This window comes from Massilia yuzhufengensis (genome assembly GCF_900112225.1).
GTDB lineage: Bacteria > Pseudomonadota > Gammaproteobacteria > Burkholderiales > Burkholderiaceae_D > Telluria > Telluria yuzhufengensis.
The window spans coordinates 149,594-171,554 of record NZ_FOLD01000003.1 but is presented as its reverse complement, the minus strand read 5'-3'; the positions used below and the strand labels follow the sequence as shown (position 1 = coordinate 171,554).

The following is a 21,961-nucleotide window of genomic DNA, read 5'->3' as shown; positions in this document are numbered from 1 at the left end:
TTGCGACAGTTACATTAGTCAATAGTGAAATTGTAGCGTGCGCGTAAGTACACAATTTTGCAACAATTGGGAGAGTATTGACGCTGATTACATTGACAGGTATGCATGCCGGATGATCTTATTGCTGACTTGAAAGTAACTTCGATTGCGAAATTGACTACCTTCAAAGGTCGAACAGACCCCTTCCCAAGTGGCAGTGCCGCCGAGCGGTACGGCCGAGTTTTCACCCTAGGAGTTTAGCAACATGATGGAAAAAATCTTGTCCCGGTCGGTCCGCGCGATCTGCCTGGGCGGCATGACCCTCGGTATGACCGCCGCTATCGCCCAAGAAGCTTCGGCGCCGCTGCAGCGCGTCGAAGTGACCGGCTCGCGTATCCGCCAGGTCGACCTGGAAACGGCCCAGCCGATCCAGGTCCTGAACCAGGAACAGATCCAGAAAACCGGCCTCGTCACCGTCGGCGACATCCTGAACAACCTGTCGTCGGCCGGCGCGCCCGACTTCAGCCGCAGCGGCTCGCTGACCTCGAACACCGAAGCCGGCGGCCAGTACGTCAGCCTGCGCAACCTCGGTTCGAACCGCCTGCTGGTGCTGGTGGACGGCAAGCGCTGGACCCAGACCGTTGCCGGCTACACCGATCTGTCGACCATCCCGTCGGCCATGATCGAGCGCATGGAAATCCTGAAGGATGGCGCTTCGTCGATCTACGGCTCGGACGCGATCGCAGGCGTGGTCAACATCATCCTGAAGAAGAACATGGAAGGCGGCCAGCTGAGCCTGTACACCGGCGCCTTCGAAGAAGGTGACGGCCGTAACAAGGACTTCTCGCTGACCTACGGCGCCGGCAACGACAAGGCGTCGCTGATGTTCGGCCTGGCCCACACCACCCAGGGCCGCGTCGACACCCAGACCCGCGAGATCACCGCGACCTCCTACGGTCCGGCCCACCTGACCGACGGCTTCGGCACCTCCCCATGGGGCCGTATCCGTCAACTGACCCCAGGCGGCAGCCCGACCGGCTTCAACCAGATCATCAACCACACCGGCAGCTACGACGGCAAGGGCACCAGCTCGCCATCGCGCAACCCGAACAGCTACCACCCGTACGCCGGCGCCGTCGCCGACACGTACAACTCGTCCCAGGACATGGACCTGCTGTCGCCGAACAAGCTCGACACCCTGTTCGTCAAGGGCGAGATCGCCCTGCCGAAGGACATGCGCCTGAAGACCACCGCGATGTACTCGCAGCGTGAGTCGACCCGCCAGATCGCCGGCTATCCGCTGCAATCGGCAAGCCAGGCCAAGTACCCGGTCTACATCGACAAGGACAGCTACTTCAACCCGTACGGCAACCAGGTTGCCGGCGCCGGCCTTGGCCAGGACCTGTACTTCTACCGCCGCACCATCGAGCTGCCGCGCATCACCGAGAACGAAAACCGCACCCTGCACATCGACGCCACCCTGGAAGGCGAGTTCACCTTCCGCGACCTGGCCTGGAACTGGGACGTCGGCTACAACCACAACAAGGTGTCGGGCGTCTCGCGCGACAGCGGCAACATCAACCTGCTGACCCTGAAGCGCGCCCTCGGCCCGTCGTTCATGAACGCGTCCGGCCAGGTCCAGTGCGGCACCGCGGCCTCGCCGATCGCCTTCGCGGATTGCACCCCGTTCGACATCCTGGGCGGCCCATCGGCCTCGACCCCGGAAGCGCTGAAGTACATCAACACCTCGGGCGCCAAGACCTACGGCTCGACCATCAACAGCGCCACCGCCAACATCGGCGGCGAACTGTGGCAGCTGCCGGCAGGCGCACTCGGCCTGGCAGTCGGTATCGAACACCGCGAAGTCAAGGGTTCGGACGTGCCTGACCAGTTCTCGCAGTCGGGTTACTCGACCAACCTGTCGGGCCTGCCGACCTACGGCCGCTACACCGTGCGCGAAGCCTACGGCGAGCTGAACATCCCAGTGCTGAAGAACCAGCCTTTCGCTGAACTGCTGAGCTTCAACCTGGCGACCCGCCACTCGGACTACAGCAACTTCGGCGTGACCAACAACAGCAAGGCCAGCTTCATGTACAAGCCGGTCAAGGACGTGCTGGTCCGCGGTACCTGGGCCGAAGGCTTCCGTGCCCCGACCCTGGACGACCTGGCGGGCGGCGGTTCGCAGTCCTTCGACACCTTCCTGGATCCATGCGACACCCGCTTCGGCGAAGCGTCGCGCAATCCGGCAGTGGCGGCACGTTGCGCCAGCGGTTTCGCAGGCGTGCGCGGCACCCCAGCCAGCTACCGCCAGCTGCTGCAGGCAGGCACCCCGATCACCAGCACCAACGGCACCCAGTCGCTGGTGGCCTTCCAGTCGGGCGCCGGCAATTCCTTCCTGTCGCCGGAAACCGCGGTCACCAAGACCGCCGGCTTCGTGTACAGCCCGTCGTTCGTGCCTGGCCTGAGCGTGGGCCTGGACTGGTACAACATCAAGATCGACAATCGCATCACCGCGATCGGCGCGACCTACGTGGCCAACCAGTGCTTCATCGAAGGCGTCAGCAACTTCTGCAGCTCGATCCAGCGTGACCCGGTCACCGGCCAGATCAACCAGCTGGCACGCGGCAACGCCAACCTGGGCGAGATGGAAACCGAAGGCCTGGACCTGGCGATCAACTACCGCTTCCCGCGTAGCGCCTACGGCCAGTTCGGCCTGCGCAGCGAAACCTCGTACACCGACAAGTTCCGCACCCGCAGCGGCGCCGACCAGGAATGGAACGAGTATGCAGGCGACTACTTCTACAACCGCGTGAAGTCGAACAACACCATCGACTGGACCAAGGGCAACTGGAGCGCCAGCTGGGGCTTCCGTTACTTCAGCCCGGTCAAGGACCAGTGCTGGGACGTCGACCTGGGCGTGGAATGCAACATGCCTACCGTCGAAACCGCCAGCTTCGGCACCGGCGCCAACAAGCTCGGCTCGGTCACCATCCATGACGTGAGCGTCGGCTACAAGACCTCGTGGAACGGCAACATCCGCGTCGGCGTGAACAACGCCTTCGACAAGAAGCCGCGTATCGCCTACAGCACCCAGGCGTCGGCTTCGGCGGTAGATGCCGACATGCTGCTGGACCGCTTCTTCTACGTCCGCTACAACCAGAACTTCTGATGATGTAGCGTGCAGGGCCCGAAAAGGGTCCGCATGACGACCATGCCCGCCAGGTTCGCCTGGCGGGCATTTTTCATTGGGGGCGGGTATCATGGCGGATTGCGCACTCAGCTGAAGAATGGAATGGCAATCAAATTCAAGAACGACAAGGACATCGCGAAACTGCGCGTGGCCGGCCGCCTCGCCGCCGACGTGCTGGCGATGATCAAGGAACACGTGGTGCCCGGGGTATCCACCGAAGAACTCGACCGCCGCTGCAACGAATACATCCGCAAGGTGCAGAAGGCAACCCCGGCCAACGTCGGCTACCACGGCTTCCCGAAGACCCTGTGCACCTCGATCAACGGCGTGGTCTGCCACGGCATCCCGAGCGAGAAGGAAGTGCTGCAGAATGGCGACATCGTCAACATCGACGTCACCGTGATCAAGGAAGGCTGGCACGGCGACACCAGCCGCATGTACTTCGCCGGCACCCCGCGTCCCGAGGCACAAAAGCTGGTCGACACCACCTACCAGGCCATGATGGCCGGCATCCGCCAGGTCCGCCCCGGCGCGCGCCTGGGCGACGTCGGCAACGCGATCCAGAAGCTGGCCGAAGCCGCCGGCTACTCGGTGGTACGCGAATACTGCGGCCACGGCATCGGCCGCGTCTACCACGAAGACCCGCAGGTGCTGCACTACGGCCGCCCGAACACCGGCCTGCTGCTCAAGGAAGGCATGACCTTCACCATCGAGCCCATGATCAACATGGGCGGCGCCGACGTCGACCAGCTCGACGACGGCTGGACTGTCGTCACCACCGACGGCTCGCTGTCGGCCCAGTGGGAGCACATGGTGGCGGTAACCAAAAACGGCGTCGAGATCCTCACCCCCTGGCCAGACGCCTGATCCCCCCACTTCGTAACTTCGGGGTCAGGTCTGACATTCAGACACGAGCTCTGCCGTGAGCGGCAAATCAATGCCGCACGGCCAGTGAAATCAATACTTAATTAGCGAGACCGGCCTTGTACGGATGAGGCCGTGTCCAAATGTCAGACCTGACCCTGAAGTTGGGGCGAAAAAAAACCCGGCCGGAGCCGGGTTTTTTTATGCTGGAACGCTTAGAACGAGTACTTTGCCGACAGGCTGAAGTAACGGCCGTAAGGGTTGTGCAGGCCGGCGTTGTAGCCGCTGGCGCCGATCGCGCCGTAGCGTGGATCGTACGGTGCCGCTTCGTCGAACAGGTTCTGGATGTTCGCGGTCAGCGACAGGTTCTTGATACCGGTGTAGGTGTAACCCACGCCGATACGGACCCATTCCTTGACTGCGCAATCCGGGAACGCCTTCAGGTAGCCGGCGATCGCACCGCTGGCGCTCGGGAAGTTCGCGGTGGTGGTGCTGTTCACCAGTGGCGCGTAGTGGCAGAACGGCATCGCGTAGGTCACGTCCTTGTCGAACTTGCGGCGCAGCGAGACTTCGCCGGTGTAGTTCATGTTGGCGCTGAAGGCGTGGGCGCCGCGGGTCAGCGAGACCGACATATTGGTCTTCCAGCGCGGGACATCCAGGCCGCTCGACAGGTTCCAGTCCACCAGGCCGGCGTTGTAGCCAGCGATGTTGTGCTCTGGATCGCCCTTTTCCTGCGCCAGGTAGTAGGCGTGGACGTAGGTCGAGACCAGCTTGGCGCTGAAGTTGCCCATCGAACCCAGGTTCTTGCGGAACGACGCTTCGAGATCGACGCCGCGGGTTTCCATTGCACCCTGGTTGATCCAAGGCTCGCGCACGGCCAGCAGCGGACCGGTGCCCGGGATCGGACGACCTTGTGCATCGAGCACGAAGTTGGCTGGGTTCTGGTCGCGCACGATCAGGCCTGGGTTGTTGTCTTCGTTACGCAGTGCGTCGAAGGCCGAGCCCAGGGCCACTTCGTCTTCCTTGCGGATCTTGAAGAAGTCCAGGCCGAAGTCCCAGTTCGTGGTCGGCGAGAACAGGATGCCGAACGAGTAGGATTTCGAGGTTTCCGGCTTCAGGTCCGGATTGGCGCCACCGGTGCCCGATGCCGACTTGCTGCAGTCAACTTCGCTGGCGCCTGGTTTCGGGGTCTTCTCGTCCTGCTCGCAACGCTTCGGATCGAACAGGCCGCTCAGGAAGAACTGGGCGCCGCCCGGGGTCACTTGCGACAGGGCCGGTGCGCGGAAGCCTTCGGCGTAGGTGCCGCGGAATGCCAGGGTGCTGGTGGCGGTCCACTTGGCGCCGACCTTCGGCACGAAGTTGGTTTTCATGCCTTCGTACTTGTCCCAGCGGCCGGCGAAGTCCATCTCGAAGTTCTTGTAGAACGGCGTACGGAATTCCACGAAGCCCGATTTGACGTCGCGCTCGCCGTCGATGATGACGTTGGCCAGGCCGAAGATGTTACCGGCTGCCAGTTCGGCGTCCGGACGCATCTTCAGGGTTTCGCGGCGGAACTCGGTACCGATCGCCATGCCGATTTCACCGCCCGGCAGCTTGCCGAAGGTGGTCGATGCCTTGGCGTCGATCTGGGCGATGCGCGAGCGGTCGTCGCTGCGGGTGCTGCGGAACAGGTTTGGATCGGCAGCGACCGATGCGATGGTGGCGCCCTGGTTGATCTTGCGCAGGGTTGGCAGGTGCAGGCGGCCGTTGTAGCCGTCTTCCTTGCGTGCTTCGTTCAGCAGCAGCGCGGTTTCCCAATCCCAGTTGAAGTTCGAGCCCGACAGGCCGGTCAGCAGGCGACCGGTCTGGTTGATGGTCTCGGTGCCGCTCGGGGCGTTCTCGAAGCGGTAGGCAACCGAAGCGCGCGCGGTCGGGAACGGGTTGTCCGGGTGGCCGATCGGCAGGATGGTCTGGTACGACGGCGCCACGCCGGCGGCGGTGAAGTTGGTGGTCACGCCGGTGCTGATGGCGATCGGCGACGAGGTGTACTGGCGCTCGGTGCGGGCGTAGGCCACTTCGGCGAACGCGCGGACGTTGTCGCCCAGCTTGATCACGCCACGGGTCAGGAAGCTGCCGTCCTTGCCCTTGCTGGTGCCTTCCAGGTTCTGGCTGGTGTCGTAGTTACAGAAGGTGCGGCCGAAGAACACGCTGGTGGCGGTGAAGCCCATCGACGCGTCGCCGGTCAGGCGGCGTTCTGCCGGGCAGTTGTCCAGCGGAGCGCGGAAGCGGTCGGCGGCGTTGGCCGGGGTCGCGGTGAACGAACCCGAACCTGGGGCGCTTTCGCGGTAGAACAGCGGTGCGCGCGAGATGTTGCTGCCGTATGGGCTGGCGTAGCGGTTCTGCAGGCGCTTGTATTCGTCGAACTTGATGTCGCGCACTTCGTCGCGCTGGGTGCGGCTGCGGTCCGAGACGTCGGCCGTGAAGAACACGTTGTAGCCGTCGGCTTCGACGTCGCCCAGGCCGGTGAAGAAGGTCGCGCCCTTGCGCGCGAATTCGCCGTCGTCGTTGGCGCTGGCGCGCACGCTCAGCTCCGAGCCGCGGAAGGCCGACTTGGTGATGAAGTTGATGACGCCGCCGATCGCGTCGGAGCCGTACACGGCCGATGCGCCATCCTTCAGGATCTCGACGCGCTCGAGCGCGTTGATCGGGATCTGGTTCAGGTCATACAGGGTCGAATTGCCGTTGTTCGGGTCGGCGTAGGCCGATGGCGCCATGCGGCGGCCGTTCAACAGGATCAGGGTCGAGGTCGACGACAGGCCGCGCAGCGACGCGGTCGAGACGCCGCGCGAGAAGCCGCCGTCATTGGTGTCGAGGTTGTTGTCGGTACCCATGGCCGGCACCAGGCGGATCAGCTCGGTAACGGTGGCGGCGCCGGACTCGCGGATTTCCTTGGCGGTGATGGTCTGGATCGGCTGGGTGCCTTCCTTGTCCGTACGCTTCAGGTTCGAACCGGTCACGTAGACGGTGGCCGCTGGTTCCGAAGCGGCATTTTGCGCGATGGCGAACGGTGCGATGCCGACTGCCAGGGCAACTGCGACAACACTGTGTTTCAGGAGTGGTTTATTCACGTTTTCTCGTCCCTACGGATTTATAGTTTTTGCTCAATGCAGATGATATGCACTTGGTGCATACGAAATAAAGTCTCGCAGAGACTTGCATGGAAGAAAACAGTTTTCGTAAAGATTCGCAAAAAAACTTGATGTCTGTTGTTTTTCCTCAACGCAAAATATTCTTCTGCCCTTTCCGCATATGGCTATGTAAAAAACGATGCTGCGGTGCATTTTTAACGAATGAATGTACTTACGCCTCAAATGGGTGCAGAAGCACGCCCGTGCTGCATTTGCGACCAACGCGGGACAATATCAACGAAACCGATGCCTTCTGTAGCAAGTTGCGGCCATTCGCACGACCGGCACGCCGTGCTTGCGTTACTGGCGCCCCGCGCAGGCGAAAAAAAACGCCTCGCGAAGAGGCGTTTTTCCGTTGCGCCAGCTGCCGCGGTATTACTTCGCGTTCATCAGCGCGACGGTGGTGTCGAGCATGCGGTTCGAGAAGCCCCACTCGTTGTCGTACCACGACGACACTTTCACCAGGCGGCCCGACACCTTGGTCAGGGTCGAATCGAAGTTCGACGAGGCCGGGTTGTGGTTGAAGTCGATCGAGACCAGCGGCTCGGTCTGGTACGTCAGGATGCCTTTCAGCGCGCCTTCCGAGGCGGTCTTGAGGATGGCGTTGACTTCGTCCACCGTGGTGTCGCGCTTGGCGATGAAGGACAGGTCGACCAGCGACACATTGATGGTCGGCACGCGGATCGCGAAGCCGTCCAGCTTGCCGTTCAGCTCGGGCAGAACCAGGCCGACCGCGGCGGCGGCGCCGGTCTTGGTCGGGATCATGCTCATGGTGGCCGAACGGGCGCGGCGCAGGTCTTCGTGCATCACGTCCGACAGCACCTGGTCGTTGGTGTAGGCGTGCACGGTGGTCATCAGGCCGGTTTCCAGGCCGATCGCATCGTTCAGCGGCTTGACCAGCGGGGCCAGGCAGTTGGTGGTGCAGGAGGCGTTCGAGATCACGGTGTCGGTCGACTTGAGCACGTCCTGGTTCACGCCGAACACGATGGTGGCGTCGACATCCTTGCCGCCAGGTGCCGAGATGATGACTTTCTTGGCGCCGCCCTTCAGGTGGGCCGAGGCCTTTTCTTTGGTGGTGAAGAAGCCGGTGCATTCCAGCACGACGTCCACGCCGAGCTCGCCCCATGGGATCTCGGCCGGGTTGCGGGTCGCGAACACGCGGATCTTGTCGCCGTTGACGATCATGTTGTCGCCCTCGACCGTGACGGTGCCCGGGAACTTGCCGTGGGCAGTGTCGTAGCGGGTCAGGTGGGCGTTCGATTCGGCGTTGCCGAGGTCGTTGATCGCCACGATCTGGATGTCTTGCTGTTTGCCGCCTTCGTAGAAAGCGCGCAGGATATTGCGGCCGATGCGGCCATAACCGTTGATTGCAACTTTGATCGTCATTGCTTTGGCTCCTGATTAGAAAAAAACTTTTTTCGTACCCTAGAAATAAAACGGGCCGCCATGAGGCAGCCCGCAGAAAATCTTAAGCCGCGATGACGACCTTGGCTTTCGCCACCACGTTCTCGACGGTGAAGCCGAAGTGCTTGAACAGCACCGGCGCCGGCGCCGATTCGCCGAAGGTGTCGATACCGACCACGGCGCCTTCCAGGCCCACATACTTGTACCAGAAGTCGGTCACGCCGGCTTCGATCGCCACGCGCGGCACGCCGCGGGTCAGCACGCTTGCTTTGTAGCTGGCATCCTGGCGATCGAACACGTCGGTCGATGGCATCGAGACCACGCGCGCGGCCACGCCTTCGCTGCCCAGGGCATCGGCGGCCTTCATCGCCAGTTCGACTTCCGAACCGGTGGCGATCAGGATGACCTTCGCGTCCGCCGCGTCGCGCAGCACGTAGCCGCCCTTGGCGACGTTGGCGATGGTGGCCGCGTCGCGTTCCATGTACGGCAGGTTCTGGCGCGAGAAGATCAGGGTCGACGGGCCGTCGCGGCGCTGCACTGCCGCGCCCCAGGCCACTTGCGATTCGACGGTGTCGCATGGACGCCAGTTGTCCAGGTTCGGGATCAGGCGCAGCGACGACACGTGCTCGACCGACTGGTGGGTCGGGCCGTCTTCGCCCAGGCCGATCGAGTCGTGGGTGAACACGAACAGCGAGCGGATCTTCATCAGCGCCGCCATGCGCAGGGCGTTGCGGCTGTAGTCCGAGAAGGTCAGGAAGGTCGCGCCGAACGGCAGGAAGCCGCCGTGCAGGGCGACGCCGTTCTGGATCGCGGCCATGCCGAATTCGCGCACGCCGTAGTTGATGTGGTTGCCCGGGATGCCCGAACGAACCGCGACCGATTCCTTCCAGTTGGTCAGGTTCGAGCCGGTCAGGTCGGCCGAGCCGCCCAGGAATTCCGGCAGGCTTGGCGCCAGCGCCTGGATCGCATTTTGCGACGCCTTGCGGGTCGCGATGGTTTCCTTCTTGTCGACGCAGGCTGCGATGGCAGCGTCCAGCACGTCGCTGAAGTTGCCTGGCAGGTCGCCCTTCATGCGGCGCTCGAATTCGGCGGCCAGCTCAGGGTGCTTGCCGCGGTAGCCGGCGAACAGGGTGTTCCATTCGGCTTCAAGCTGCGCGCCGCGTGCTTTCGCGTCCCAGGCTTCGTACAGCTCGGCCGGGATGTCGAACGGAATCGGGTCCCACACCAGGTGCTGGCGCACGGCTGCGATTTCCTTGTCGCCCAGCGGGGCGCCGTGGACCTTGTCGCCGCCTTCCAGGTTCGGCGCGCCCTTGCCGATGATGGTCTTGCAGCAGATCAGGGTCGGACGATCCGAACCCTTGGCCGCTTCGATCGCCGCCGAGACGGCGCCGACGTTGTGGCCGTCGACGTGCGGGATCACGTTCCAGCCGTAGGCTTCGAAACGCTTCTGGGTGTCGTCGGTGAACCAGCCTTCGACCCGGCCGTCGATCGAGATGCCGTTGTCGTCGTATAGCCAGATCAGTTTGTTCAGGCGCAGGGTGCCGGCCAGCGAGGCGACTTCGTGCGAGATACCTTCCATCAGGCAGCCGTCGCCCAGGAAGGCGTAGGTGTAGTGGTCCACCACGTCGAACCCGGGGCGGTTGAATTCATAGCCCATCAGCCATTCTGCCAGCGCCATGCCGACCGAGTTCGCGATGCCCTGGCCCAGCGGGCCGGTGGTGGTTTCCACGCCCGGGGTGATGCCCACTTCCGGGTGGCCGGCAGTCTTCGAGTGCAGCTGGCGGAAGTCGCGCAGGTCATCCATCGACAGGTCGTAGCCGGCCAGGTGCAGCATGGCGTAGTGCAGCATCGAGCCATGGCCGTTCGAGAGCAGGAAGCGGTCGCGGTTGAACCAGCCTGGATTGGCCGGGTTGTGGCGGTAATGCTTGTCCCACAGCGCGACGCCGATCTCGGCCATGCCCATCGGCATGCCCGGGTGGCCGGAGTTGGCTTTCTGGACAGCGTCCATCGCCAGCGCGCGGATCGCGTTGGCCATCAGGGTAGTGGTTTGGGTAGATTTCATGGGTGACTATGAATGCGATGGTATGGATGGGGAAGCGGTGGCGATGAAAGGCCGTAACCCGGTATTTTACCAGAGCAGCACCCTGCCGAATTAAAATGCAGGGTTTACAGCCTCCCCCTTTGTCTCCAGGAACCGCATGCCCCGCTTCTACTGCCCTGCCCCGCTCGCTACCGGCGCGACCGTCGACCTGCCCGAATCCGTCGCCCACCACCTGCACGTTGTAAGAATGCAACCGGGTGCGGCGCTGACCCTGTTCGACGGGCGCGGCGGCCAGTATGCGGCGGTGCTGGCCGACATCGGCAAGAAGCGCGCGAGCGCCACCGTGCTGGCCCATGAAGCGGTGGAAGTCGAACTGCCCTACGCCGTCACCCTGGCCCAGGGCCTGCCGGAAGGCGCGAAGATGGACTGGATCATCGAGAAGGCGGTGGAGCTGGGCGTGGCGGCGCTGCAGCCGCTGGCGGCCCAGCGCAGCGTGGTGCGGCTGTCCGGCGAGCGCGCCGAGAAGCGCCACGCGCACTGGCTGGGCGTCATCGAAGCGGCTTCGGAGCAGTGCGGGCGCAACCGGCTGGCGCAACTGGCGCCGGTGAGCGACTTCCAGCGCTGGCTGGCGGCGGCGAGCGCCGCGCCGCAGCCGCGCATCCTGCTCAGCCCGCGCGCCACCACGTCCCTGGCCGCGTGGGCGAAGGACGGCGGCCCGCGGGCGCTGACCCTGATGGTCGGGCCGGAAGGCGGCTTCACCCGCGAAGAAGAGGAGGCCGCCCTGGCCGCCGGCGCACTGGCCCTGTCGGTCGGCCCGCGCGTACTGCGCACCGAAACGGCGGCGCTGGCAGCACTGGCCATGCTGGGTGGGGCATGGGACGGCATGTAATTTTTTACCAACCGGTCAAAATCCGGCATCCCTCCCTGCCGGCCACGGACCGCGTAAAACGCCCTCGCATTTCATGCGACATGCATATTTGTAAATACGTTGTTGTATGTATGCCACCCTCCGTCAAACTTAACATTGACACAATGCCGCTCAGAATGTTCTGATCGTTCCACGTTTTCCCGAGAGAAAAATTACTTTACCCATGCGATGAGCCCTTCATCGCGAGGAGGGTGATCTTTTGTCCGGCGAAACACCTGTTGTGAGCTGACCGGGCTTTCTGGCGTCCAGCTGTCTTGTTGTCGCATTGCTCTGATTTAAAGAAGAAATTTATCCAATAGATTTGATCGGGAGAATATGTTGCATACAGTAAAACAAACCTCGAGGGTGGCCATGCTGCGCCGTTCCGCTATTTCGGTGGCAGTCGGCATGTGCTTCGTTGGTGCCGCACTGGCAGCCGAAACCGGTGGCCTGCGTATCTCGGTGACCAATCCCCAAGGCAAACCAGTTGCTGGCGCGACCGTGAAAGTCAGTTCGCCAAGCAGCCTGGTGACCAAGACAGCCGTGACCGAAGCCGATGGCTCGGTCCGTATCGCCGGCCTCGATCCAGCCACCGACTATAAAGTCGAAGTGGTCGCACCTGGCCTGCCAACCTACACCGCCACCGACGTGGCCGTGGTCAGTAACCAGAACCCGAGCCTGACCTACTCGCTCGGCGCCGCTGCGAACGGCGCCCAGCAGGTCGTCGTCACCGGCTCGCGCCTGGTGCGCGTGGATACCACCTCGGCCACCGTCGGCACCGTGCTTAACCTGGGCGTGGTGGAATCGCTGCCGACCGGCCGTAACTACCAGAGCTACCTGCAGCTGGTGCCTGGCGTGAAGCCTTCGTCGGGCGGCAACCCGTCCTCGAAATCGGGCGTGAACTATTCCGACATCGGCGGCGCCACCGGCACCTCGTCCGACAACGTGTACATCCTCGACGGCGTCGACGTGACCGACCCGAGCACCGGCACCTTCGGTTCGAACATCAACTCCGAGATCATCCAGGAACAACAGATCCTGACCGGCGGCATCCCAGCCGAATACGCGGGCGGTTCGGGCCTGGTCTCGAAGGTCATCACCAAGTCGGGCTCCAACGAGTTCCACGGCTCGGTGAACTACTACTTCCAGAACGACAACCTGGTCGCCGACAACAAGCACAACACCGCGTCCGGCTTCTCGACCTACGATGCGGCCGTCACCCTGGGTGGCCCGATCATCAAGGACAAGCTGTGGTTCTTCGGCTCGTACCAGAAGAAAGCCCGCGAGACCGACGTGGTCAACGCCGGCACCGGCGCCTTCATGCGCCAGGTCAACCGCGACGACAAGCTGGGCTTCATGAAACTGACCTGGCAGGCCACCGAGAACGACCGCCTGGTCGCCTCGTTCTTCAATGACCCGACCACCACCACCGGCACCACCCTGGCCACCACGCTGAACAACCGTGACCAGAGCCGCAAGCAAGGCGGCGACAACTACAACATCCAGTACTCGCGCGACATGGATAACCTGCGCGTGAGCGCGTATGCGTTCCGCCACATCGGCGAACTGTCCGATTTCGCGGCGGACCAGAGCACCCGCAACAACGTCGCTTTCCGCAACAACCCGGGCGCGACGCTGGAACAGCGTAACCTGGGCGGCTTCGGCGTCGACACGATTTCGGAGCGCAACCGCGACGAAGTCGGCATCAACGCCGAGTACTTCTGGGAGACCGCCAACGCGGGCACCCATACCATCAAGTCCGGCTTCCTGGTCTCGAAGAACGAGTACTACGAAGATGCCCAGTACACCGGTACCGAGCGCGCGCAATACACCTCGATCGCCGCCGCAAACAACGGCGTGACCTTCGCCGAGTTCCTCGGCTCCGGCTGGACCGGCTCGCGCGCCATGGCTGCAGCCGACGTACCGCGCGTGATCACCGCCATCAACGGCTCCTCGGCTGCCGAGCGCGCTTACTACCTTGGCCTGCTGGACACCAACCGCGACGGCGTGATCAGCGATCCGGAAGTGCGCGCAGTGCGCTTCAACAGCACCACCGGCAACCCGGGCGGCCAGGTCAACCAGTACCGCGTCGTCGAAACCCAGGCTGCGCCCTACAGTGTGGAAGCAACCGGCAAGGCCTTCTTCCTGCAGGACACCTGGACCAAGGACAAGTTGACCATCGGCGCCGGCGTGCGTGCCGAAGAATGGGTGCACAAGGATTCGAAGGGCAACCAGTCGGCCAAGTTCGAATGGAAATTCGCACCGCGCCTGAACGTGGTGTATGACCCGACCGGCGAAGGCCGCACCAAGATCTGGGGCTTCCTGGGCCGCTACTACGACCCGATCCGCACCAACATGTCGGACTTCGCGGGTAACCTGACCGGCCCGATCCAAGAAGAGCAAGTCCGCCTGGGCGACCGCTGGCTGACCTTCCGCACCCGTGGCGGCGAGAAGACCCCGGATGCGATCTTCGCACCGTCGACCAAGACCCCGTTCACCGACGAGTTCATGCTCGGCTACGCAACCAACCTGGGCCGCGACTACACCGCCTCGATCGCCTACACCAAGCGCCGCACCCGCGACATCCTGGAAGACTACGACCTGCACCTGTACTCGGATCCGACCAATACGCCAAGCATGGAAGGCTATGCCGCGCCGACGTCCTTCCTGTACCTGCCGTACTCGTACTTCGGTTTCCCATCGCAACCGAACGCGAACTACGTGCTGGGCACGCTGGCCGGCGGCAAGCGCGACTACCAGGGCGTCGAGATCAGCCTGACCAAGGCCAAGCGCGACAACTGGATGGGTTCGGCGTCCTACACCTGGAACCAGGCCAAGGGCAATTCGAACTCGGATAGTAACGCCGACTTCCAGGGCGACTGGCTGGCACTGGACCCACGCGCACCGAACGCCTACGGCCCACAGCCAGGCGACATCAAGCACCAGCTCAAGGGCTATGCCACCTACTACTTCAACAATGGCCTGGAGCTGAGCGCCGTGGCGAACTGGAACAGCGGCATGCGCTACACCCGTGCACAGCTGATTTCCGGCCGCTACCTGCCGGAGATGGACGATGCCTACGTGGTCGGCAATACGCTGGACACCTGGATCAAGCCAGGCGTGATCGGCGCAGAAGTCGGCCCATCGCACTACACCTTCGACATGCGCCTGAAGTACACCTACAAGCTGGCAGGCAGCCAGAAGGTGGAGTTCTTCCTCGACGTCTTCAACGTCCTCGACAAGCAGTCGGGCACGTCGGCGATGGCTCTGACGGCAGGCAATGGCGTGTACAAGTTCGGCGAATCGAATGCCTTCGTCGAACCACGCCGCCTGTACGTCGGCGCGCGTTACTCGTTCTAAACCAGCAGCTTGCACTAGCTGAAACCGGCCCCGCAAGGGGCCGGTTTTTTATTGTCCGTCGAAACACCGTAGGGTGGGCGGGGCGAGGCAGCCTACGCATTATCCATATTCCCGCCGCACCAAACAACAAGCCCCGGTGCAGGAAAAACCTGCCCGGGGCTTCTTTTCAACCCAGCGGCATCGCTGCCGCTGCGCATGTCACATCAGCTTAGAACGTGTAGTTCACGCCCAGGCTGAAGAAGCGGCCGACCGCGCCTGGCTGGTGCAGCGAGGCGTTGTACGAAGTGCCGGCGCCCGAGTTGCCGTAGGTGGCGACGTCGTACGGTGCTTCCTTGTCGAACAGGTTCAGGATCGCACCGCGCAGGGTCAGGTTCTGGGTCAGCTTGTACTGGACGTTCAGGTTCGTCGAGGTGAACGAGGACACGTTGCAGTACTGGGCTGGCTGGATCAGGCCTGCGAAGTACAGGCGGCCGCCGACGTGTTCCGCCGTGGTCGCGCAGTCGGTTTCACCCAGTGCCGGGTCGATGGTCGAGAAGCCGCTCGTGTAGTTCACGGTGGCGGTCACGTCCAGCGGGCCCCGGTTGTAGCCGAGGGTGAACTGGCCTCGCTGCTTCGGATTACCGGTGGCGCCGCCGACCGACGACGGGCCCTGGGTGCCTGCCAGCTGGTACTCGCTGCCGGCGACCGCGGTCTTGTAGCCGAAGGTGTGCGCGGCCGACAGGGCTGCCGACACGGTGCCCATGTCGTTGGCCAGGCGCCAGCGGTAACGCACGTCCGCTTCGATGCCGTGGGTCTCGGTGCTGCCGGCATTGATGTACGGCGACTCCGCGTACAGGATCGGACCCGCGCGTGGCGTGCCGACGACCGTACCGGTGCCGACTCCGGTGGCGATGTCGATCGGCGCGACCGGACCGCGCACCCAGTTCGGCACGAAGCTCGGATCGTTACCGGCACGGGTCACGACCAGGTTCTCGATCTTGATCTTGTAGTAGTCGAGGGTCATGTTCAGGCCGCGCATCGGTTCATAGATGATGCCCAGCGTGTACGACTTCGACTTTTCCGGTTCCAGGTTCGGGTTGGTGGTCTGCAGGTACGGCGGTGCGAAGCTGCACGCGGTCGGCACGTTGCCGGCGGTGGTGCGGCTGCCGTTCGGGCAGTTGATCGGGTCGGCGATCGAGTTGAAGGTGAAGGACGAGCCGGCATTGCCCACCTCGGCCGGGTTCGGCGCGCGGAAGCCACGGGCGAACGTACCGCGCAGGCCGAAGTTCGACACCGGGGTCCACTTGAAGTTGGCGGCCGGGGTGAACGAATTGCCGTAGGTGTCGTAGTGGTCATAACGGCTCGACACGCCCAGTTCGACGTTCTTGATCGGGGTCGCGCGCAGTTCGGCGAAGATTGCCGTATTGGTTTCGTCGCCGATGGTGAAGGCCGAGGTGTTGTTTACGGCGCCGATCGCGGTCAGCGAGGATGGCGGCGCGTTCTGCTCACGCTTGTGCCAGTGCGCGCCGGCTGCGAAGGACAGCGGGCCTGCGCCGAAGGACGGCAGGATCTCGCGCGAACCGACCAGGTCGGCATAGCTCAGGGTCGATTCCAGGCTGTTGTTGAATTGCGGCGCGACGGCGTCGACCAGCGATGGTGCGTTACCGCCCAGCACGTTCCAGCTGCCGTTGCGGATTGCGGTGTACAGGTTCTGGCGGTTGATGTTGCCGCTGTAGTCTGCGTCAACCTTGACCTTGGTCCAGCCGGCGGCGGCGCTCACGTCCCAGCCATAGGCGGAGCCGGTCAGGTCGGCCGAGACACGCGAGGCGGTCGACTTGTTGTCGGTGCGCAGGGTTGGGCCGATGTCGGCAATGTAGCCGTACAGGCGGGCGTTCTGGGCGAACGGGTTGGTGAAGCCGCTGCCGACGCGTGCGCCCGGTGCGAACAGGGTGCTCGGGATCGCGCCGACGGCCGGGGTGACCTGGCCGTTGCGCACCACGTTGAAGCCGTTGAAGGCGGTCGGGTTGTAGGCTTGCGGGGCGGCGTTGCGGTTGTTTTCGCTCTGGCGCTGGAAGAGCGAGCCCTTCAGTGCCAGTTCCCAGTTGTCGTTCAGCTTCTTGGTCATGCCGACCAGCAGGTTGACGTTCTCGGTCGCCGGCTGGATGTTCGATTCGCGGTCGTTGACCTGGCAGCCGCCTGCGCGGTACAGCTGGAAGTTACACTTGGTCGGGTCCAGGAACACGTAGTTGGCCGGATTGTCGACGTTCGACACGCCGGCCGGATTGGCCGGGTTCGACGGGTTGTACAGGAACGGGGTGTTGGTCGGGGTCAGGAAGCTGTTGACCGCGGTTGGCACACCCAGGTTGATGTTGTTGCCGCCGCGTGCGCGCCAGTCGCGGTTCGCATAGCCGAACTGCTCGCGCTGGTAGACCTTGATGTTGTCCTGCTTGCGGGTTTCCAGGGTGACGAAGGCGTTGTAGCCGTCCGCATCGATGTCGCCGATGCCGCTGCTGATCGACGCGCGGCGGGTCTTGCCGCCGCCGTGCTGGGTGTCGCCGTACTCGGCGCTCAGGCGGGTGCCGGTCAGGTTTTTCTTGAGCTTGATGTTGATCACGCCGGCGATCGCGTCCGAACCGTACAGCGACGAGGCGCCGGACTTCAGGACTTCGATCGAGTCGATCGCGTCGAACGGGATCGAGGACACGTCGACGAACTGGCGCTGGGCGTCGTCCGACAGCGGGTAGCCGGCCATGCGGTGGCCGTCGATCAGCACCAGGGTGGCGCCGACGGTCAGGCCGCGCAGCGAAATGCCCGATGCGCCGTTGGCGAATGCGCCGGCGAAGCCGGTGCCCAGGGTACCTGCGCCGTTGGCGGCGAGGTCGGTCAGCAGTTCGGCGACCGAGGTCTTGCCGCTCTTCTGGATGTCGGCCGAGGTCAGCACCTGCACCGGGGTCGGGGTTTCGGTGTTGGTCCGGCTGATCAGCGAGCCGGTCACGACCACCCGCTGAGGCGCAGCTGCGGCTTCAGTCGTTTGGGCGAAGGCCGGTGCGGTACCGACCAGGGCGCCGCTTGCAACGATCGCGGCAACCGCGAACGGCAGCGACTTCAATTTGAACGTCATGGATACTTCTCCTTCTGGGCTCTTCTTGGGGTTATTTTTGCCACCGTGCGGCGCTGGTGGCGCCGCTCGGCAATCTCCTGCAAACCGCCCGGCCGGCGCGCCTCGCCTGCTGCGCGTGGTCGGAAGGCATTCATTTACTATTTGCAACAAAACGTCTGTATGTCTCAGCTTTTCGAGGGCGGCATGCTACCGGACCTCATCAGCTAGTATGCATAGCCTCAAATAACAGGAATGTTGAAAGAATTGTTATTTGATGAACGCATAAAACCATAGGGGGCGGAAAAGTGTCAAATGAACGCGCGGCGGGCCAAGATGGAAATACAACATATTTATCTATGGAATCAAATACATACGTCTAGCCAGGCGAACTCATCGATGATGAATTGCAATATTTACGATACATGGTAAATACGCGCGGGTTAGCGCGAGAAGCATATCTATTGACCGTAATTAAGTGCATCAACGCTGCGATGTCTGCATGTGTCAAATCCGTGCTTTTGCGCGACAGAATGGCTTACAGGACACACTTTGAGAATTTGTCACTGCCCCCCTTGCTCGTTGCAAACATACAACGTTGACTTGATAGTTAGTCAGATGCCGGTTCAACCGAGGATGCCGAGCGAGGCCTCGCCGGCTTCTTCCACCAGGGCGACCGCGCGTGCGTTGCGCACGTTCAGCACGGCCACCGTCAAGGTGGTGCCCTTCAAGCATTTCGGCTGACGGTCCCGGCGGCGGCGCGGCCGACAATATCGCCGGCCGAGTTCGAGGCGGCGATGGCGCTGCCGCGCGCCGCTTCCCCCTGGCAGGGGGCCGTTTTTTGTGCGGTTTGCGCAACGGCGGCTCCATGAAAAAAGCCGCCCGAAGGCGGCTTTTGCAAGCTCAAATCCTGAAGAACTTAGAACTCGTACTGCGCCATGAAGCGGAAGGTACGTGCATTCTGGATGCCCAGGGGTTGCAGGTAGGTCGGGCTTGGGGTGCCCAGCGCGGTCTCGCCGCCTTCTTCCACCGAGGTCACGCCGCGGTCATTGAAGACGTTGAGGACGTCGACCTGGAAGGTCGTGCCCTTCATCCACTTCGGCTGGTAGGTTGCCTGCAGGCCCAGTTCACGGGTCCACTCCAGGCGGCCCAGGGTGCCGCGTGGGTTAGGCTTGCCGGCGCAGTAGAACGACGCTGCGCCGTACAGGATCGACACTTCATCCAGGGTACCGTTGTAGTAGCCCAGGCAGTTCAGCGGACGGCCGCTCTGCAGGATGAAGTTGGCGCCGACGCGCCATTCCGGCAGCACCTGGTAGGCGCCAAACAGCTTGACGGTGTGGCGACGGTCGTTCGGCAGGTAGCCGCTCGCGCCTTCCATCAGGCCTGGGTAATCCCAGTCCTGGCTGATGCCCGAGTCATCCTGGCCGATGTCCGACTTGACGTAGCCTTCGGTGTTGCCCTTGCTCTTGGCCCAGACGTAGGAACCCTGCAGGTTCCAGACGCCGTCCCAGGCGCGCTCGAAGGTCGCTTCCACCGCGTTGTACTTGCGCTGTGGCTTGTCGAAGCCCAGTGCTTTCGACGGGATGGTGATGGTGGTCAGGCCCTTGCCGTCTTCCAGGTCGACGTTGGCGGTCAGGTCGCCGCCCGGGTTGTACAGGAAGCAGTGGTCGATGGCGCCGCCGATCGCAGCTGCCTGCGAAGCGTTGAAGCCATTGCCCAGTGCCCACTGTTCAGCGCCAGGGCCGTTACACATATCGTCCATCACCTTCTGCAGCTTGCGATGGGTGTACTTCAGGCCGACGGTCCAGCGGTTCGCCAGCGCCTGCTGCATGCCGACGATGAATTCATCCTGGTACATCGGCTTGATGTTCGGGTCCACCACCGAGCGTGGGTCGCCGGCTTCGCCGTTCGAGCTCGTTGCGCGGCTGCCCAGCATGGCGCCACGGCCCGGACGCTGGAAGGCGTCGCTGCTGTTGCTGCCGGTGTAGGCATAGAACTCGCGGTAGTCGAGTTCGGCGCCCGACAGGCGGACGTTGGTGTTCGACATCACCGGGATGTAGTAGCGGCCGGCGTTGGCGAAGACCTTGGTCTGCTGGTCGCCACGCACGTCCCAGCTCACGCCAAGGCGTGGAGCGATCGTGTTGGTGACCTTGATGAAGGTCTTGTCTTCGGCGTTCAGGTTCTCGAAGGACTCGCTGCGCACACCGATGTTGGCCACCAGGTTCTTGGTGACCTGCCAGTTGTCTTCCAGGTAGAAGGCCGAGTTCTTGGTGGTGAAGGCGCCGCCGTTTTCGAAGTGGCGCACTTCCACGTACGACTGCGGCGCGCCGGTGTTGTTCACGTAACCGTTCGACAGGCGGCTGCCCACGCCCAGGTTGCGGATCCAGACCCGTTCGCCACCCGAGGTGAAGGTGCCGTCGACGACCTTGTATTCCTCATGGTCCATGCCGAAGCGGATGCCGTGGTCGCCCAGGCTGTACTCGGCGTCGATGCGCAGTGCGCGGCGTTCGTCGTTCGCGTTCGGGTCGGTGATGTTGACCGTGGTCGCGCAGCCCAGCACCAGGGCCGGGGTCACGCGGTTGTCGGTGGTGTACGGGCACTGGGCCGACTGGATGTTCGACTTGCGGTTGTAGCGGCCAAGGCCCGCCAGTGCCGAGACGGTGAAGTCGTCGGTCAGCCAGGTGGTGTACTTGGCGATGTAGTTCTCGCCGCCGCTGGTGTATTCGTCGGTGCCGCGGTCGGCGCCGCGCGCGGTCTGGTAAGGACGCAGCGACGCGTAGTTCTGGACCTTGTCCTTGCTCTTGTCGCTGAACGCGGTCAGTTCCAGCAGGTTCGAGTCGTTGATGTTCCAGTCCATCTTCAACAGGTAGCGCGGGGTGTTGTTCTTGACAACTTCCTGGGTGTTGTTGAAGTAGGATTCGCGCTTGATGTCGGCGCCCTGGATCAGGCCGAAGACGAACAGCTTGTCCTGGATGACCGGACCGCCTGCCCACAGGTTGCCCTGCAGGTCATCGGTGCCGCCCGGACGCTCGAGCAGGTTCCAGCGGCCGCTGGTCGGGCTCTTTTCGGCGTACACCGACTTGGCCTGGAGCGATTCCGGCGACCAGATGACGTTGGCGCCGCCTTTCCATTCATTGGTGCCGCGCTTGGTCGTCACCGACAGCACGCCACCCAGCGAACGGCCATATTCCGGGCCGTAGCCGCCGGTCTTGACCTGTTGCTGTGCGATGCCTTCGAACGGCACCTGGTTGAACGCCACGCCGTTGAGCGAGTTGGTGACGTTGAAACCATTGATGTAGTAAACGTTTTCCGCCGGCGATGCGCCGCCCAGCGAAGGCACGTTGCCCGAACGCAGGGCGGTCTGGCCGATCCGGGTATCGCCACGGGTCGCGCCCGGGGCCAAGAGGGCCACGGCGGTCACGTCGCGGGTCACCGGGATACGGTCGATCGCCGCTTCAGTGAGGACCATGCTCGATTCCGGCGACTTGACGTCGATCCGGTTCAGGCGGCCGGTCACGACGACGGTGTTGGTGCTCGCCTCGAAGTTGGCCGAGCTGCCCTGGCCGGCGGCGACGGCGACTTCGCGCACGTCTTCCGAGCCATCCGGACGCTTGGCGCGCACGGTGTAGGTACCTGGCGGCAGCATGGTCAGCTGGTAGTCGCCGTTCTTGTTGACGGTCAGGGTACGGGTCAGGCCGATCGACTTGTTCTCGATGGTGATCACGGTACCAGCTGCGGCGCGGCCGACGATATCGCCGGCCGAGTTCGATGCGGCAAAGGCGACGCCTGGTGCGACGACGCTACCGACCGATGCGGCGAATGCGATGGTGAGCGCACGTGCCAACACTGTCTTTCTCAACATGTTCTATTCCTTTTGTTAGCAGGCCCGAGAAACGGCCCGCTGTGGTTTTGTTATACATCTCCAGCTGCAAAGCTTCCCGCCCGTGGGCGCTGCCAGCAATCCAACACTTTT

The 21,961-nt window shown here is 63.2% G+C and carries 9 protein-coding genes; 4 read left to right on the top strand and 5 right to left on the bottom strand.

From position 1 onward, the window contains the following. Positions 1–259 precede the first annotated feature (259 nt). Positions 260–3,148, top strand: coding sequence for a TonB-dependent receptor domain-containing protein (locus tag BM031_RS04225; protein ID WP_229408530.1), 2,889 nt, complete (start codon positions 260–262; stop codon positions 3,146–3,148). A gap of 123 nt (positions 3,149–3,271) precedes the next feature. Continuing rightward, the gene (gene map / locus BM031_RS04220) at positions 3,272–4,036 is read left to right on the top strand and encodes a type I methionyl aminopeptidase (protein ID WP_091871571.1); all 765 of its coding nucleotides are present in this window, start codon (positions 3,272–3,274) and stop codon (positions 4,034–4,036) included. Between the two features lie 212 nt (positions 4,037–4,248). Here map and BM031_RS04215 read toward each other — a convergent pair whose 3' ends face one another. The 3 genes from BM031_RS04215 to tkt all read right to left on the bottom strand — a co-directional run bounded on the left by BM031_RS04215 (position 4,249) and on the right by tkt (position 10,666). After that, positions 4,249–7,140, bottom strand: coding sequence for a TonB-dependent receptor (locus BM031_RS04215; protein ID WP_091871568.1), 2,892 nt, complete (start codon positions 7,138–7,140; stop codon positions 4,249–4,251). A gap of 435 nt (positions 7,141–7,575) precedes the next feature. After that, positions 7,576–8,586 (bottom strand): type I glyceraldehyde-3-phosphate dehydrogenase, encoded by a 1,011-nt coding sequence (gene gap / locus BM031_RS04210; RefSeq protein WP_091871564.1) that lies wholly within the window; start codon positions 8,584–8,586, stop codon positions 7,576–7,578. Positions 8,587–8,668: 82 nt separating this feature from the next. Beyond that, complete coding sequence (gene tkt / locus BM031_RS04205) at positions 8,669–10,666, bottom strand: transketolase (RefSeq protein ID WP_091871561.1); 1,998 nt, start codon at positions 10,664–10,666, stop codon at positions 8,669–8,671. Between the two features lie 136 nt (positions 10,667–10,802). Between tkt and BM031_RS04200 the strand changes: the two genes are divergently transcribed. Then, entirely contained in the window at positions 10,803–11,534 is a 732-nt protein-coding gene (locus BM031_RS04200; protein ID WP_091871559.1) for a 16S rRNA (uracil(1498)-N(3))-methyltransferase, read from the top strand. 426 nt (positions 11,535–11,960) lie between these two features. Continuing rightward, a complete protein-coding gene (locus BM031_RS04195) occupies positions 11,961–14,912 on the top strand; it encodes a TonB-dependent receptor (RefSeq protein ID WP_218147561.1) in 2,952 nt (983 codons plus the stop codon). A gap of 208 nt (positions 14,913–15,120) precedes the next feature. On the opposite strand, the gene BM031_RS04190 is transcribed toward BM031_RS04195, so the two are convergent. Both BM031_RS04190 and BM031_RS04185 read right to left on the bottom strand, forming a co-directional pair. Beyond that, entirely contained in the window at positions 15,121–18,012 is a 2,892-nt protein-coding gene (locus tag BM031_RS04190) for a TonB-dependent receptor (RefSeq protein ID WP_091871555.1), read from the bottom strand. 895 nt (positions 18,013–18,907) lie between these two features. Continuing rightward, positions 18,908–21,850 carry a TonB-dependent receptor gene (locus BM031_RS04185; protein ID WP_091871552.1) on the bottom strand — a complete coding sequence of 981 codons (2,943 nt, stop codon included), beginning with the start codon at positions 21,848–21,850 and terminating at the stop codon, positions 18,908–18,910. Positions 21,851–21,961: the final 111 nt, after the last annotated feature.